The organism is Streptomyces sp. NPDC055189, from assembly GCF_053606765.1.
The window spans coordinates 189,216-204,563 of the sequence record NZ_JBSGSG010000002.1 but is presented as its reverse complement, the minus strand read 5'-3'; the positions used below and the strand labels follow the sequence as shown (position 1 = coordinate 204,563).

At 69.7% G+C, this 15,348-nt stretch carries 11 protein-coding genes; 5 read left to right on the top strand and 6 right to left on the bottom strand.

Annotated elements, in window-relative coordinates; all coding sequences use genetic code 11:
• Together ACWFR3_RS02675 and ACWFR3_RS02670 are read right to left on the bottom strand one after the other, a co-directional pair.
• The gene (locus ACWFR3_RS02675) at positions 1–990 is read right to left on the bottom strand and encodes a DUF3048 domain-containing protein (RefSeq protein ID WP_453732680.1); all 990 of its coding nucleotides are present in this window, start codon (positions 988–990) and stop codon (positions 1–3) included.
• 42 nt (positions 991–1,032) lie between these two features.
• Positions 1,033–2,829, bottom strand: a complete 1,797-nt coding sequence (locus ACWFR3_RS02670; protein ID WP_453732679.1) for a hydroxysqualene dehydroxylase — start codon at positions 2,827–2,829, stop codon at positions 1,033–1,035.
• A gap of 409 nt (positions 2,830–3,238) precedes the next feature.
• On the opposite strand from ACWFR3_RS02670, the gene ACWFR3_RS02665 reads away from it, so the two are divergent.
• From ACWFR3_RS02665 to ACWFR3_RS02655, 3 genes are read left to right on the top strand one after another with little or no spacing between them, the layout of a single operon-like run.
• The gene (locus ACWFR3_RS02665; protein WP_453732678.1) at positions 3,239–4,303 is read left to right on the top strand and encodes an ABC transporter substrate-binding protein; all 1,065 of its coding nucleotides are present in this window, start codon (positions 3,239–3,241) and stop codon (positions 4,301–4,303) included.
• Positions 4,300–5,163 (top strand): ABC transporter permease, encoded by an 864-nt coding sequence (locus ACWFR3_RS02660; RefSeq protein ID WP_453732677.1) that lies wholly within the window; start codon positions 4,300–4,302, stop codon positions 5,161–5,163. The genes ACWFR3_RS02665 and ACWFR3_RS02660 overlap by 4 nt, the downstream gene beginning before the upstream one ends.
• On the top strand, positions 5,139–5,978 hold the full coding sequence (locus ACWFR3_RS02655; RefSeq protein ID WP_453732676.1) for an ABC transporter ATP-binding protein: 840 nt from the start codon (positions 5,139–5,141) through the stop codon (positions 5,976–5,978). Before ACWFR3_RS02660 ends, ACWFR3_RS02655 begins: the two co-directional genes overlap by 25 nt.
• Here ACWFR3_RS02655 and ACWFR3_RS02650 read toward each other — a convergent pair.
• Positions 5,975–7,036 carry an ATP-dependent DNA ligase gene (locus tag ACWFR3_RS02650; RefSeq protein WP_453732675.1) on the bottom strand — a complete coding sequence of 354 codons (1,062 nt, stop codon included), beginning with the start codon at positions 7,034–7,036 and terminating at the stop codon, positions 5,975–5,977. The genes ACWFR3_RS02655 and ACWFR3_RS02650 overlap by 4 nt on opposite strands.
• Positions 7,037–7,125: 89 nt before the next feature.
• Between ACWFR3_RS02650 and ligD the strand changes: the two genes are divergently transcribed.
• Positions 7,126–8,139 carry a non-homologous end-joining DNA ligase gene (gene ligD, locus ACWFR3_RS02645; protein ID WP_453732805.1) on the top strand — a complete coding sequence of 338 codons (1,014 nt, stop codon included), beginning with the start codon at positions 7,126–7,128 and terminating at the stop codon, positions 8,137–8,139.
• Positions 8,140–8,215: 76 nt separating this feature from the next.
• Here ligD and ACWFR3_RS02640 read toward each other — a convergent pair whose 3' ends face one another.
• Positions 8,216–10,363, bottom strand: a complete 2,148-nt coding sequence (locus tag ACWFR3_RS02640; protein ID WP_453732804.1) for an OmpL47-type beta-barrel domain-containing protein — start codon at positions 10,361–10,363, stop codon at positions 8,216–8,218.
• 53 nt (positions 10,364–10,416) lie between these two features.
• Positions 10,417–12,831: a ThuA domain-containing protein gene (locus tag ACWFR3_RS02635; RefSeq protein ID WP_453732803.1), complete on the bottom strand. Its 2,415-nt coding sequence runs from the start codon at positions 12,829–12,831 to the stop codon at positions 10,417–10,419.
• Between the two features lie 371 nt (positions 12,832–13,202).
• On the opposite strand from ACWFR3_RS02635, the gene ACWFR3_RS02630 reads away from it, so the two are divergent.
• Positions 13,203–14,258: a multicopper oxidase domain-containing protein gene (locus tag ACWFR3_RS02630; protein ID WP_453732802.1), complete on the top strand. Its 1,056-nt coding sequence runs from the start codon at positions 13,203–13,205 to the stop codon at positions 14,256–14,258.
• A 34-nt stretch (positions 14,259–14,292) separates the two neighbouring features.
• Here the strand turns inward: ACWFR3_RS02630 and ACWFR3_RS02625 are convergent, their stop codons facing one another.
• Positions 14,293–15,252 (bottom strand): hypothetical protein, encoded by a 960-nt coding sequence (locus tag ACWFR3_RS02625; protein ID WP_453732674.1) that lies wholly within the window; start codon positions 15,250–15,252, stop codon positions 14,293–14,295.
• Between the last annotated feature and the right edge of the window lie 96 nt (positions 15,253–15,348).

Below are 15,348 nucleotides of genomic sequence, written 5' to 3'. Positions count from 1 at the left end.
TCACCCCTTCGCGTACACCACCCACACCTGCCCCTTCGCGAACGGCAGCCGCTCGCCGCCGTCCGCCGTCGTGAACTCCGTGCCGTCGTCCGGGGACGGCCGCTCCCAGCGCGCCTTGTAGGCACGGCCGTCCCGCAGGACCCGTGCCTCGCCCGAGCCGACGGTCTCGGTGAACGGCGTGATGTTGCCCGAGCGGTCGTGGAAGCGGGACTGGCGCACCTTCACGTACTGCACGACGACCGTCGAAGCCGCCAGCGTCCGGCCGTCGGACGTGCGGGCCTGCTTCCCGTCCATGGAGACCAGCCAGCGCCCCTGCCCGGCCGACCAGTTGAAGGTGAACCGCGCCGCGGGGAACCGGACCGTGCGCTCGCGTTCCGGGGTACCGCCCTCGGGGCGGGGGCCGAAGACGAAGCCCGTGCTCTCCAGGCCTCCCTTGTCCGGGTCGGCGTTCAGCGCCTTCGGGCGTACGAAGAGGTTGTGCGGTGCCGGCTTGTCGCCGCTGCGGAAGTAGGCGTCGCCCGGCGCCTTGCCCGGTGACAGCGGCCGCAGGGGAGCGTCCGAGATCAGCGGAAGGAGCTTGGACTGTGCCCCGGAGAACACGAGAGCCGGATCGTCGAACTGCTCGAGGAGCTCCAGATCCGTCTCCCGCGCGCTGCGCACCGGGCCGATGACGGGCGGCAGCCGGTCGGCGTATACCGCCATCAGACGGCTGAGACCCGCCTCGACCTGTTCCGCGTACACCACGTCCGCCGCGTCCAGGCCCGTCTGCGGGCGTGCCGGACCTACGTTGTCGATCTTCACGGCCAGTACGCGCCCGCCGCCGGAGGGCACCTTCCCGTCGCCGCCGCTGGTGTCGCTGATGGTGCAGCCGGGCGCCAGGCCCAGGACGGCGGCGACGGCCGCCACCGCCGCCACCGTCGTGAGTCGTGTCCGTGTCCGCGCCTGCGACTGTGGTTGTGCCTGCGCCTGCGCCCGTGTCCGCTGTCCCATACGGACTCCCTACCCCGTCCGCCCCTGCTCTCCTCCCGCCCTTCAGCCCAGATCGAGGGCGTTGCGCAGACCGAGCCGGTAGCGGGTGCGGTCGTGGCGCTTGAGGAGTTCGATCGCCGGGGCACGGAACAGGGAGGTCACCGTGCAGGGTTCGGCATCCGAACCGACCTTCTCCAGAAGGGCGTTCACCGCCTGGCGTGCCGAGGTGTTGGCGCCCTCCATCGTCGCGAGGTCGATCGGCACGGCCACGTAGTCGCCCGCGAGGTAGAGGTTGGGGATCTTCGTGGCGGCCGACGGGCGGTTGTGGAGGGTGCCGACCGGATGGATGAGGAGCTCGTCCTCGTTGGTCGGGTTCGGCGTGCCGATGCCGTCGACGCCGGGGTCCAGGAACCACGAGTGCAGCTTGCCGTCGCTCAGGACGACCTTGCCGGTGTCGTTGAGCGCTGCCTTGAGCTGGGCCCACACCTCCTTGGCCACCTCCTCGCGCGTGCACTGCTTGGCCGTCTTGCCGTAGAGCATCCCCGGCTTGTCCCACTCGGAGATGTCCACGGAGAGACACTCGACCGCGACGCCGTCCCCGTAGTCCGCGGGGAAGTCGCGCTCCGGCCAGTGGCCCGCCTGCGCGATGCCGGTGAGCGACCAGGGCGAGTCGATGCAGTTGAAGTGGCCCTTGACCACGGGCGGGCGCTCCGTCAGATAGAACTGGATGCCCGTCATCCAGTCGGTCTCCAGCTTGTCGCAGCGCGCCAACTGCGGGTCGGCGCGCTTCAGTTCGGCGCCCCATGTCCTGCGCGCGTGCTCCACCGGCATGGCCTGGATGTAGTGGTCGGCGGTGATGTCACGGCGTACCCCGTCGGGGTCCTCGATGACGGCCTTGGTGATGCGGCCGCCCGCGAAGCCCAGTTGCCGGACGTCCCAGCCGACGCGGAACTCCACGCCAAGCGACGTCAGATGCGTCACCCAGGGGTCGATCCACGCCTCGTTCGTCGGTGCGTTCAGGAGCCGGTCCGGCGGGCCGTCCGCGCCCTGGCCGAGCAGATTGAAGACGAAGGCCTCGCCGAGCGTGCCGACGGTGCGGGTGCTCGCCACCTCGGCCTTGGTGGCGACGATGTTGCGGGTGACGCCGATCGCCAGGATGCGCTGGTAGTCCTTCGACATCCGAGCGGCGCGCACGAACTCCCACCAGGGCGTCGACTCCCAGGTGTCGTCGCGGCGCTCGTCGCAGCTGGTGAGGAAGACCAGGGCGCGGTTCACGAAGTACGCGGCCTCGTGCGAGGGCAGGTTGAACGCGGTGTCGAGGAGTGCGGTGAGCGCCCGCGCGATGTCGTCCAGGGTGAGCTTCTCCGGCTCGCTGCCCGGCCAGGGGATCGGCATCCGGATGTCCTCGCGGCCGGTCCGCGCGAACGACATCTCGCGGGGCGCCGCGAGGTTGTCCCAGACGCCGTGCGCGTTGCCGGGGAAGGGGATGCGGCGCATCGTGTCGGGGAGGTTGTGGTAGATCCCCGGGATGAAGCGGAACCCGTGCTCGCCGGGCAGCGGCCTGCGGTTGCCCTTCGCGCTGTTCGGTACGTCCATGCTGCGGGCCTTGCCGCCGAGGGCCCTGCGCTCGTAGACCGTGACGGCGAAGCCGCGTTCGGCCAGCTCATGGGCGGCGGTCAGGCCCGCGACACCGCCGCCGAGCACGGCCACGGAATGCTTCGCGGGGTCCGCCCGCGGGGCGCGTTCACCGGCCGCCGCCGCCGGCGGCGCTGCCGCCCCCAGGGCCGCCGCGCCGCCCGCCGCGGCCGCCCCGGCGACGAACGTCCGTCTCGTGCTGCCCGCAGCTTCCGAGTACCCCACGCACCTATCCCCTTACCGTAAGTAACTCCCGTGTCAGCCGCTGGAGCTTACGGTCACCGCCGATGACCCGGAAGCCGCGCGGGACCGGGGACGCGAACATTGGCGTGAATGCGCGCCCGGCCGTCGGACGCGACGTGGTGTGACGCGCGTATGGCCGGAGTACGAAGGCTGCGTTTCCGGAAAGCCGGGCCGTGCGAGATGACTTGACCCTCTCTCGCGGCCGTGGCTAGTTTCGACGCCATGCGAATATCCCGGCGGTTCAAGCAGCGGCGCGCTGTTGATCTGATGCGCGTCGCCACCGCCCTGTGTAGCTGACCTGCGGAACACGCGTTTCGTCGTGCGAAGCCGCAGGGAATTTCCCTGCCGGCCTTCTCCCTTTCGTGAAGGTCCACACTCCGGGAAAGAATTCATGCCCACACATGTACGGGCGGCGCTCGGCGCTGCCCTCATCGCTCCGCTGCTCCTGGCCGGTTGCGCCGACAACGCCTCGTCGACCACGACCGTCGACGCCAAGCAGGTCTCCGCGAAGATCCCGGAGAAGGTGGATCCGAACACCACGATCACCATCGGGGCGCCGGAGGCCCAGGTCGCCCTGAAACTCTCCGGACAGCTCGACAAGCTTCCCTTCAAGGTGAAATGGGCCAACATCAGCGGCGGCCCCCAGTGCTCCGAGGCATTCCGGGCGAATTCCCTGGACGTGTGCTCCGCGGCGGAAATACCGTCCATTCACGCGCATTGGACGGGACTCGACACGAAATTGGTGGCGGCGAAATACCGCAAGGACCCGCTCAAGCACCCCGTGTACGAACTCGGCATCGCACCCGGCGCGGACATCGACACGCTGAAAGACCTGCGCGGCAAGAAGATCGCCTACAGCCCGGGGCAGGCGCAGGGCGCCCTCGTCCTGCGCATCCTCGCCAAGGCCGGGCTCACCAAGGACGACGTGGAACTCGTCGAACTGCCGAGCACCGGCGACGTCTACCCGTCGGCGCTCGGCAACGGCCAGGTCGACGCGGCACCGCTGGGCGGGGTCAACATCAAGCGCTACCCCGCGAAGTACGGCAAGGACGGCGCGAAGACCATCCAGCACGGGCTGCGGGACGACCCCGGGCACCTGTGGGTGCCGACCGAGTCGGTGGAGGACCCGAAGAAGGCCGCGGCCATCCGGGAGTTCGTGAAGTACTGGGCGCGCGCCGGCGAATGGGCCGACAAGCACCCCGACGAGTGGATCGACGGGTACTACGTCAAGGACCAGGGACTGTCCCGCGAGGACGGCGAGTACCTGGTCAAGGGGATCGGCCACCCCGACATCCCGGCCGACTGGACGTCCGCCATCGCACGCCAGCAGAAGACCGTCGATCTGCTGGCAAAGGAGACCGGCAAGAAGAGCTTCGACGCGGAGGTCCTCTTCGACCGGCGGTACGAGTCTGTCGCCGCCGACGCCGTCAAGTCCGGTGCGGGGGAGGGAACATGAGCGCGGAAGCACCCGAGGCCCCCACTCTGACCAAGGCTTCCTCCCGTACCGGGCCCGTGGCCCGGGCGCCCCGCAGGACACGGCGCCGCAGGCTCGGGCCGGGCAGGGCCATCCCGTACGGCCGGACCATCGGCCCCCTGCTGCTGCTCGCGATCTGGGCGGCGGGGTCGGCCGCCGGGTTCATCGACGCCCGTAACCTCTCCGCGCCGTGGACCGTGGTCAGCACCACGGGAGACCTGATCGCCGAGGGGCGGCTCCAGTCGAACCTCGCCACCTCCGCCGAACGCGCCTTCCTGGGCCTGCTCTTCGGCACCGCGGGCGGTCTCGTCCTCGCGATCGCCGCCGGGCTCAGCAGAATCGGCGAGGGCATCATCGACGGACCCGTGCAGATCAAACGGGCCATCCCCTCGCTCGCACTGATCCCGCTGCTCATCCTCTGGTTCGGCATCGGCGAGTCGATGAAGGTCATCACGATCGCGCTCGGCGTCTTCGTGCCCGTCTACATCCACACCCACAACGGCCTGCGGACGATCGACGGCCGCTACGCCGAACTCGCCGAGACCGTGGGCCTGTCACGGACCGGGTTCGTGCGGCACGTCGTCCTGCCGGGAGCGCTGCCGGGCTTCCTGCTCGGCATGCGGTTCGCGGTCACCGCGGCGTGGCTCTCGCTCGTCGTGGTCGAGCAGGTCAACGCGACGAGCGGCATCGGCTACATGATGGAGCTCGCCCGCACCTACGGGCAGACCGACATCATCATCGTCGGCCTCGTCGTGTACGGCCTCCTCGGTCTCGTCTCCGACGCACTCGTCCGGCTCGTGGAGAGGAAGGCACTGTCATGGCGGCGCACACTGGCGGGCTGACGCGCGAGGGTCTGACGGGTGATGGCCTGACGGGTGATGGCCTCACGGTCCGAATCGAGGGCCTCGTCCGCTCCTTCGGCGACCGCAAGATCCTCGACGGTCTCGAACTGAACATCGCGGCGGGCGAGTTCGTGGCGCTCCTCGGCCGCAGCGGCTCGGGCAAGTCCACGCTCCTGCGGGCACTCGCGGGCCTCGACCACGAGGTCAAGGGCAGCGGCGACCTCTCGGCACCCGCTGATGTCTCCGTGGTCTTCCAGGACGCACGGCTGCTGCCCTGGAAGCGGGTACTGGACAACGTCGTACTGGGTCTGACGGGCGCCGGAGCACGCGAGCGCGGTCGCGCCGCGCTCGACGAGGTGGGCCTTGCGGGCCGCGAGGACGCCTGGCCCGCGGATCTGTCCGGCGGTGAACAGCAGCGCGTCTCGCTCGCCCGCTCCCTGGTGCGCGAGCCCCGACTCCTGCTCGCCGACGAACCGTTCGGCGCCCTTGACGCGCTCACCCGCATCCGGATGCACGCCCTGCTGCGACGCCTCTGCGAGGCGCACCGCCCCGCCGTGCTCCTGGTCACCCACGACGTCGACGAGGCGATCGCCCTCGCCGACCGGGTGGTCGTCCTGGACGCGGGGCGCATCGCGGCCGACGTACGGGTCGACCTGCCCGCGCCGCGGGGCCAGGGGAGCCCTCAGTACGCGGCGCTGCGGGGGAGGCTGCTGCGGCAGCTGGGGGTCGATCCGGCCGACGGCGATCCGGCGCAGGTCGAGGATGCTCCGAAGGAGGAAGAGGACGCCCCGAAGGAGGAAGTGGCCGTCGGCTAGCGCAGCACATCCGCCAGGTCGTACCGGACCGGCTCCTCCAGCTGGGCGAACGTACAGCTGTCAGGGGTGCGGTCCGGTCGCCAGATGCGAAAGCGCGCCGTGTGCCGGAAGCGCTGCCCGCCCTCCATATGGTCGTAGGCCACCTCGCAGACACGCTCCGGGCGCAGCGGCACCCAGGACATGTCCTTCTTGCCCGACCAGCGGCTCGGCGCGCCCGGCATCCGGGACGACTCGTGCGCGGCCTCGTCGCCCCAGGCCGCCCACGGGTGGCTCTCGGCCGACTCCATCCGCAGCGGCTCCAGCTCGTCCACCAGCTCCGCGCGCCGCTGCATGGAGAACGCGGCGCAGACTCCGACGTGCTGCAGTACGCCCGCGGCGTCGTGAAGACCGAGCAGGAGCGAGCCGACGACGGGCCCGCTCTTGTGGAAGCGGTAGCCCGCGACCACGCAGTCCGCGGTGCGCTCGTGCTTGATCTTGAACATGAGGCGTTCGTTCTGCCGGTAGCGCAGGTCCAGCGGTTTGGCGATGACACCGTCGAGGCCCGCGCCCTCGAACTGCTCGAACCACGTCCGCGCCAGCTCCGGATCCATGGTGGCGGGCGCGAGGTGCACGGGAGCGGTCACACCCTCGAGGACTTCGGTCAGCCGGGTGCGGCGGTCGGTGAGGGGCGTGTCGAGACGGGCCTCGTCGTCCAGGGCGAGGAGGTCGAAGGCCACGAAGGAGGCCGGGGTCCGCTCGGCCAGGGTGCGCACCCGCGATGCGGCGGGGTGAATGCGCTCGCTGAGCGCGTCGAAGTCGAGGCGTCCGTCCCGGGCGATCACGACCTCGCCGTCCAGGACGCAGCGGGCGGGCAGGCGATCGAGCAGGGCCGCCGCCAGCTCCGGAAAATACCTGGTCAGCGGCTTCCCCGTACGGCTGCCGATCTCCAGCTCCGCGCCGTCCCTGAAGACGATCGCGCGGAAACCGTCCCACTTGGCCTCGTACTGCATGCCGGGCGGGATCTTCGCCACGGGCTTGGCCAGCATGGGCTTGACGGGGGGCATCACCGGCAGATCCATGACTCGATTCTGTGCCCATACGCCACTTTGTGCCCGGTGTGCGGCTCTCGTCCCTTGCGCATAGCGTGGCCGTATGGGTGGTGGAGCGCATGGGCGGTAAAGCGGTGGAGCTCGACGCGGGCGGGCGGGCGGTGCGGCTGTCCAGTCCGGACAAGGTCGTCTTTCCGGAGCGCGGCTTCACCAAGCTGGACGTCGCCCGGTACTTCCTCGCGGTCGGCGACGGGATCGTCCGCGCCCTGCGGGACCGCCCCACGGCGCTGCAGCGCTTCCCGGACGGGGTCGCCGGCGAGTTCTTCTACCAGAAGCGCGTCCCCAAGAACCACCCCGACTGGATCCCCACCGCCACCATCGCCTTCCCCAGCGGCCGCACGGCCGACGAGATGTGCCCCACGGAGATCGCCGCGGTCATCTGGGCCGCCCAGTACAACACCCTGACCTTCCACCCCTGGCCCGTACGGCGCGACGACCTCGACCGTCCCGACGAACTCCGCATCGACCTGGACCCGCAGCCCGGCACGGACTACGCGGACGCGGTACGCGTCGCCCATGAACTCCGCGCGCTTCTGGACGAGTTCGGGATCCGGGGCTGGCCCAAGACGTCCGGCGGGCGCGGCGTGCACGTCTTCGTGCCGATCGAGCCGCGTTGGGACTTCACCGGCGTGCGGCGGGCCGCGATCGCCTGCGGACGCGAGCTGGAGCGGCGCATGCCGGACGCGGTCACCACCGCGTGGTGGAAGGAGGAGCGGGGCGAGCGGATCTTCGTCGACTACAACCAGACCGCCCGCGACCGGACCATCGCCTCCGCCTACTCGGTGCGACCCCGGCCGCACGCCCCCGTCTCGGCGCCGCTGCGCTGGGACGAGGTCGACGACGCGGTGCCGGAGGACTTCGACATCGCCACGATGCCGGAGCGGTTCGCCCGGCTCGGTGACGTGCACGCGGACATGGAGAAGCACGCCTTCTCCCTCGACGCGCTCCTCGAACTCGCCGCGCGGGACGAGCGGGACCACGGCATGGGCGACCTGCCCTACCCGCCCGAGTACCCGAAGATGCCGGGCGAGCCGAAGCGCGTGCAGCCCAGCCGGGCGAAGCACGAGGAGTGACAACGGCCCCCGCGCCCCGGAATCGGGGTGCGGGGGCCGCAGCAGGGCCGCTCAGGGAGTGACTACAGCCGGGTGGCTACAGCTCCTTGATCCGGATGTCCCGGTACGAGATCACGTCGGTGACCCCGTGCACCTGCACCCCGACATAGCCGGACGAGTAACGCCGTCCGTCCGTGCCCGGGTCGTCGCCGCGCGGCGGCGTGAAGTCCTGGCCGCCGGTGTTGTCGAACTCGTTGATCAGGACGCCGTTGCGGTAGATCGAGTAGTGCTGGTCCACCACCTTGACCTCGTAGTCGTTCCACGTGCCCTTCGGGGTGACACCGGCACCGGCCAGCCCCACCCGGTCGAAGCCGTAGATCGACCCCGTCTTGTACATGTCGCCGTCAGGCTTGTCGAGCGCCTGGATCTCGTGCCCGTACTTGATGGCGACCCACTCCGGACGTGACTCCTCCGGGTGGTCGTGGACCTGCGGGAAGCGCACGAAGACACCGCCGTTGGCGTTGCCGTTGCCCGGCGCGTCGTCCCGCCACTGGAGCTTCAGCGAGAAGTCGCCGTACTTGCGCTCCGGGAACCACAGCATGCCCATGCCCTCGACGGTGGTGCTGCTGGTGATCGAACCGTCCGCGTTCAGGCCGAACTTGCCGCCGCCGACCTGCTCCCACTTGTCCAGGGACTCCTGGGTGCCGTCGAAGATCTTGCGGTAGCCGTCCGTCTGGCCCGGCTTGCCGATGCCGGACTGCTTGGCGGCCTTGTTGATCTTGTTGTACTCCCGCTGGTCGATCTCACCGGCCTTCAGGAGCTTGTCCGTGACGCTCTTGACGTGCTTCAGGAAGAGCGCGTGGGACGTCCACTCCTTCTCGTCCTCGATGATCTCGTTGATGCGGCAGCGGTTGTTGGTGACCCGGTTCGGGATGCCCGTGTCGACCGTGCCGACGATGACCGTAAGGCGCTCGTCGAACTCGGCGCAGTTGGGCGCCGGGACACCGCCGCCCTCCTTGACCGTGAACGAGACGTCCTTGGCCGCCGAGGTGTTGCCCGCCTTGTCGCTCGCGCGGTAGGCCACCGTGTGCCGGCCCACGCGGTCGACGACGACGGGCGCGGAGTACGCGAGGTACGGGCCGCCGTCGAGGGAGTACTCGACCTTGTCGACACCGGAGTCGGCGTCGGTCGCGGTGACCGTCACCTTTGCCTTGCCGACGTACGCGCCGTCCGAGTTCTTGTCGCCCTCGACCTTCGCGGCGGTCTCCGGCGGCGTCTTGTCCTCGACCGGCGGCGTGACCACGGTGAACTCGACGGCCTTCTCCGCCGCCTGGTTCCCCGCCTTGTCGGAGGCGCGGTAGCGGATCTTGTGCGCGCCCGCCGCGTGAACCATGACCGGCGCGGTGTACGCCGTCCACTCGCCGCCGTCGCCGACCGCGTACTCGATCTTGTTGACGCCGGAGCCGGTGTCGGACGCCGTCACGGTGACGGTCGCCATCCCGACGTACTCGCCCTTGTCGTTCTTCTCGCCGGTCACCGTGGCCGAGGTCTCCGGAGGCGTCTTGTCGTTGGTGTCCGGGGCGACCACCGTGAAGTCGACGGCCTTCTCCGCCGCCACGTTGCCCGCCTTGTCGCTCGCGCGATAGCGGATCTTGTGGGTGCCGACCTGGTCGACGACGACGGGCGCCGTGTACGGCTGCCAGGCGCCGTCCGCGCCGACCGCGAACTCGGTCTTGTCGACGCCCGAACCCTCGTCGGTCGCCGTCACCGCGACGGTGGCGGAACCGACGTACGCGCCGTCGGCATTGGTCTGGCCCTCGACCTTGGCCGCCGTCTCGGGAGCGGTGGTGTCCTCGCCGCCCCCCTCGGTCACCACGAGGATGCCCTGCATCGAGCCGTGGCCGGGGATCGTGCAGTGGTAGCGGTAACGGCCCGGCGAGAGGGTGACCTCCGCCGTGTGCTTGCCGCCCTGGTCGTCGTTCGGGTTGGCCAGGATGTTCAGCGGTACGTCGTTGTTGTACTCGGGGTCCGAGACGTCGAACGTCAGCGTGTGCGGCATCCCGGTGTCGTTGCCGGTCGCCTCGCTGTTCTCGAAGACGATCGTCGTCGCGCCCGCGACCGCCGTGGCGGGCGCGGAGGCGTACTTGTCGATCGCGTTGTTCGCGGTCCAGGTCAGGGTCTGGGCCGCCGCGGCGCCCGGCCGGTCGGGCTGGCTCGCCGCCGTCGAGGTGAGGCCGAGCACCATCAGGAGCGACGCGAACAGCGCCGTCCAGAGTCTTCGCTTGTTCACGGTTGGCATCATCCGGTCTTCCTTGCCAGATCCTTGGCGGCCGGTGTGGCCTCGCCGCCCGAGTAAGTGACGCGCCACAGCGCCGACTTGGAGTCCGAGGTGAAGAACCCGCGGCCGTAGTCGAGGACGTAGAGCGAACCGTCGGCGGCGAACTTCCAGTCCATGAGGTTCTTGATGCCGTCGTTGCCGATCGGGATGATCTTCTTCAGGGACTCGGCATGCGTAGGCAGGCCGCCGCTGCCGACCGTCTTCGGGTCGGTCAGGACCGCGTGCCGGGGCTGGTCGGCGTCGTAGAAGTCACCGACGAACCACTTGCCGTCCCAGTACGAAGGCCACTTGTCGGCACTCGTGTTGGCGGCGTCGTAGCGGTAGACCGGGCCGTTCATCGTGGCCTGGCCGCCGCCCTTGAGCCACGGCAGGAGGATCTTCTGCTCCTCCGTCTTGTAGCTCGGGATGCCCTTCGCGTCACGCGGGTAGTCGACGCCGCCGCCCTGCGGCGAGTACCAGATGTTGTTCGGCTCGGCCGGCGGGATGTTCACCAGACCGTCGTTGTTGGGCGACTCGTTCTTGAGGTTCTTGCAGTCGTACCAGCCGAGCGGCTTCGTCGGGTCCGGCAGATTGCGGTCGCGGTAGGGCTGGTTGTTGCCCATGCAGTACGGCCAGCCGCGGTTGGACGCGTGGGTGATCGCGGCGAACGTGTCGTACTTCGCCGGGCCCCACGTCGTCGACGGCGCGCCCGCGTCCGGGCCGACCCAGCCCGCGTAGAGCGTGTCGGTCTTCTTGTCGACCGAGATGCGCGCCGGGTTGCGGACGCCCATCACATAGATCTCGCCGCGCGTCTTGCCGCCGCCCTCGTCCGGCTCCTTGCCAGTGAAGAGGTTGCCCGAGGGGAGGGTGTACGTCCCGTCGTCCTCGGGGTGGATGCGCAGGATCTTGCCGTTGAGGTTGTTCGTGTTGCCCGCGGTGCGGCGAGCGTCGGCGAAGGAGACACCCTTGAAGTTGGGCTGCGGGTTGTTGCCCGAGTAACCGTCGCTGAACTGCGAGGAGTTGTTGTCACCGGTCGCGATGTAGAGATTGCCTTTGGAGTCCCAGGCCATCCCGCCGCCCGCGTGGCAGCAGCTGTGGATCTGCACCGGCCACTTGAGCAGCACCTTCTCGCTGGCCATGTCCAGCTTGTCGGTGGTGCGGTCGAGCGTGAAGCGGGAGACGTAGCGCTCGGCCATGTGCGTCTCGCGGTTGATCTTCGAGTGGGGTGTGTAGTGCAGGTACACCCAGCCGTTCTGCTCGAACTTCGGGTCGAGCTCGATGCCGAGCAGGCCCTCCTCGACCTTGATCAGCTCGTCGCCGCCGCCCTTGTTGCCGAAGACGGTGAGCGCCCCGGCGAGCGTCGACTTCTTGGTCTTGGGGTCGTAGACGTGGATCTCGCCCTTGCCCTTGCCGATGTCGGGGTTGTTCCAGTCGGTGATGACCGGCTGAGAGGAGTCGGCGCCGCCGCGGCCGATGTAGATGACCTTGCCGTCGGGCGCGGTGACCAGGCCGTGCGGCTCGCCGATCTGGTCGTTCTGGCCCGGCTGGTTGGCCTGGGTCAGGCGCTGCGCCTTGTAGTTGGCGGTGATCGTCGACTTGCAGTCGGCGCGGGAGATGCGGGTCGTCCAGTTCAGGGCGCCGCGCAGGTGGGTGCGGAAGTCGGTCTCGTCGTACGAGGCCGCCGTACCGCCCATTCCGGTGTAGAAGGAGCGCCCGCCGTCGTAGTCACGGCACCAGGAGACCGGGTGGTCGGCGCCGTTCTTGCTCGCGCCCGGCTGGTACGTCGACTCGCGCACGCGGGCCACGGTGTGGACCTCGCCGGTCGGGTTCTTGGTCCAGTTCAGCCACTGGTCGGGGCGCTTCCACTGCAGGGGCAGGTCCTTGGTGGCCGGGTGCTCCCGGTCGCCGACCTCGACGGTGGCGCGCTGCACGTCCGTCGGGCTGGAATCGGCCGGGCGGGCGCCGATCAGGCCGGTGAACCAGTTCGAGTACGGCTCGGCGCGGGCCGCGTCATGGATGCCGACGAAGCCGCCGCCCGCCTCCATGTAGGCCTCGAGGCCCGCTTCCTGCTCGGGGTCGAGGACGTCGCCGCCGCCGGTCAGGAAGGCGATGGCGTTGAACTTGCCGAGCTTGGTCTCGTTCGTGAAGACCGCGGGATCGTCGGTCGCCTCGATCTTGAACCGCTGGGCGGCCGGACCGCTCTGGCCGATCTTCTCGATGGCCTCGATACCGGCGTTCACGACGGGCGACTCGTCGCCGCCCGCCGCCGATCCGTGGAAGACGAGGACGCGCACGTTCGCCTGGCCGGGCGGCGAGGGAAGGGACATCGTTGTCAACGGTGGTTCGGGATAGGGCCGCGCGGTCGCGGCCTGTGTGGAGAGCGCGCCGGTGACCATGGCTCCGGAGAGCAGGGCGGCCGCCCAGGCGCGGCGCGAGCCGACCCGGTTGCGGCCCTGGTCCGGGCTCCGGCCCTGGCCCCGGCGGTTCGATCTGCGTCTGACTCTGCTCAACCCTCGTACAGCCAAGGGCTCTTGATGCGGTGTGAGCCGCATGAGTACACCCACCCCTCGTCGGTCACAGCAACAGGCGCGGATGAAGCTAGACCTCTTTTTGCCACTCGCCAATAGGTACGGACGGAATTCCGCGAACTTTGTCCTGCGTGTGGATAAACGAAGATCCCCCGGATACCGTGTGGCCGTCTCGGGGGCCACCTGCGCCCCGTCAGCACCCGTACCGCAGTGGGGAGTTCGGCATGGACCGGTTCGGCATGGACCGACGGAGCTTCAACCGACGGATGCTCGTGGGTGGGGCAGTGGCGACGGCCGGGGTGACATCGTTGTCGCTGGCCACCGCGCCCGAGGCGAGCACGGCCGAGGGGCCGAAGACCGCGCCGGCGGGCGGCGAGGTGCGCCGCATCAAGATGTACGCGGAGAAGCTGCCCGACGGGCAGATGGGCTACGGCCTGGAGAAGGGCAAGGCGTCCGTCCCCGGTCCGCTCATCGAGCTGAACGAGGGCGACACCCTGCACATCGAGTTCGAGAACACCATGGACGTCGACGCCAGCCTGCACGTCCACGGCATGGACTACGAGATATCCAGCGACGGCACCAGACACACCAAGAGCCACGTCGAGCCGGGCGGCAAGCGCACGTACACCTGGCGCACGCACGCGCCGGGCCGCCGCAAGGACGGCACCTGGCGGCCGGGCACGGCGGGCTACTGGCACTACCACGACCACGTCGTCGGCACCGACCACGGGACGGGCGGCGTGCGCAAGGGCCTCTACGGCGCGCTGATCGTGCGCCGCAAGGGCGACCTGCTGCCGGACAAGACCTTCACGATCGTCTTCAACGACATGACGATCAACAACAAGGCGGGCCACGACGCGCCCAACTTCGAGGCCACGGTGGGCGATCGGATCGAGTTCGTCTCGATCACGCACGGCGAGTACTACCACACGTTCCACGTGCACGGTCACCGCTGGGCGGACAACCGCACGGGCCTGCTCACCGGCCCCGACGACCCGAGCCAGATCCTCGACGACAAGATCTGCGGGCCGGGGGACTCCTTCGGCTTCCAGGTCATCGCGGGGGAGGGGGTGGGCGCGGGCGCCTGGATGTACCACTGCCACGTCCAGAGCCACTCCGACATGGGGATGGCCGGGCTCTTCCTGGTGAAGAAGGCGGACGGGACGATCCCGGACTATGAGGCGCATCACGCCTCCTCGGCGAAGAAGTCGTCCGGGGGCACGGAGAAGTCCTCCGGCGACGACGCGAAGAAGTCGGAGGGCGCCGGGGCGTCCGGCCACGAGCATCACGGCTAGGTCGTAGAGGGCCCGGTACCGGGCCCTCTACATGTCACACGCCGACCGCGCCGATGTCGAGGACCGTCCAGGCGGTGTACGGCTCTTCCTGTACGTAGATGCGCGGGCCGCGGCTGACCGTCCTGCGGCCGTGGCCGAGCGGGGCGCCGTCGGGGCCGACGAGTCGGGCGGTGGCGTACGGCCGGGCCTCCTGGTGGCGCAGCTCGGCGTCGACGAGCCGGTCGCGGTCCTCGCCGTATCCGCCGAAGAAGGTCACCCGGCCCTGGTGCACGGCCAGTGCGGTGGCTCCCGCCGTGTCGTTGGCACGTTGCCGTACCGAACCGTCGGGGCGGACCTCCAGGACGGCGAAGTCGCCGTAGGCGCAGACCCAGACGGCGTCTTCGGCCACGTTGAGCGCGTAGCAGTCGTAGATCTGGCTCGCGCCGTCCGCCGCCTCGTAGGCCCAGAGGGGTTCGCCGCCCGCGCTCCAGCAGCGCAGGCCGGGGTGGCTGAGCTCGTCGTCCCCGAAGACCCCTTCGTCGAAGTAGCCGACCCACAGGCGGCCCGCCCGGTCGGCCAGCAGCTCCTCGACGGCGTCCCCGACACGGAACGCCCACGACTCGCGCCCGAGTGCGTCGAAGACCTGGACATGCTGTTCGGACGTGCGGCTGCGCGCGTCCGCGACGACGAAGCCCCCGTCGGGCAGCGCGTCGATCCGCGGAAACCGCGCCCGCAACGCGCTCAACTCCGTCGCGTGGTCCCGTCCGTCGGTGCCGACGGTGATCACCGACGCGTCGTAGGGCTTCAGCGCGCCGCGTCCGCGGCCGGGCTCGCGCGCGGTGAGAAGCCAGTGGGCCTGCCCGAAGGCGTCGACCGTGCTGTGCGCGATGTGGCGGCCGTGATAGCGGCGCGGCAGCCGGGCGTACGGGGTGAGAGGTGTCTCCTGAGCCGGCGTCGCGGAGGGCATCGCGGACGGCTGGGTGCTGTGCTGTGCACCGGCCTTTCTGGTCGTCATGTGGAGATCCTGTAGGACACTCCGCTCCAGACGCCATCCCTTTACCCAGAGGTCCACTTTGGGTGTACTTCTGGTACGGCTCATCCACGCGCAACG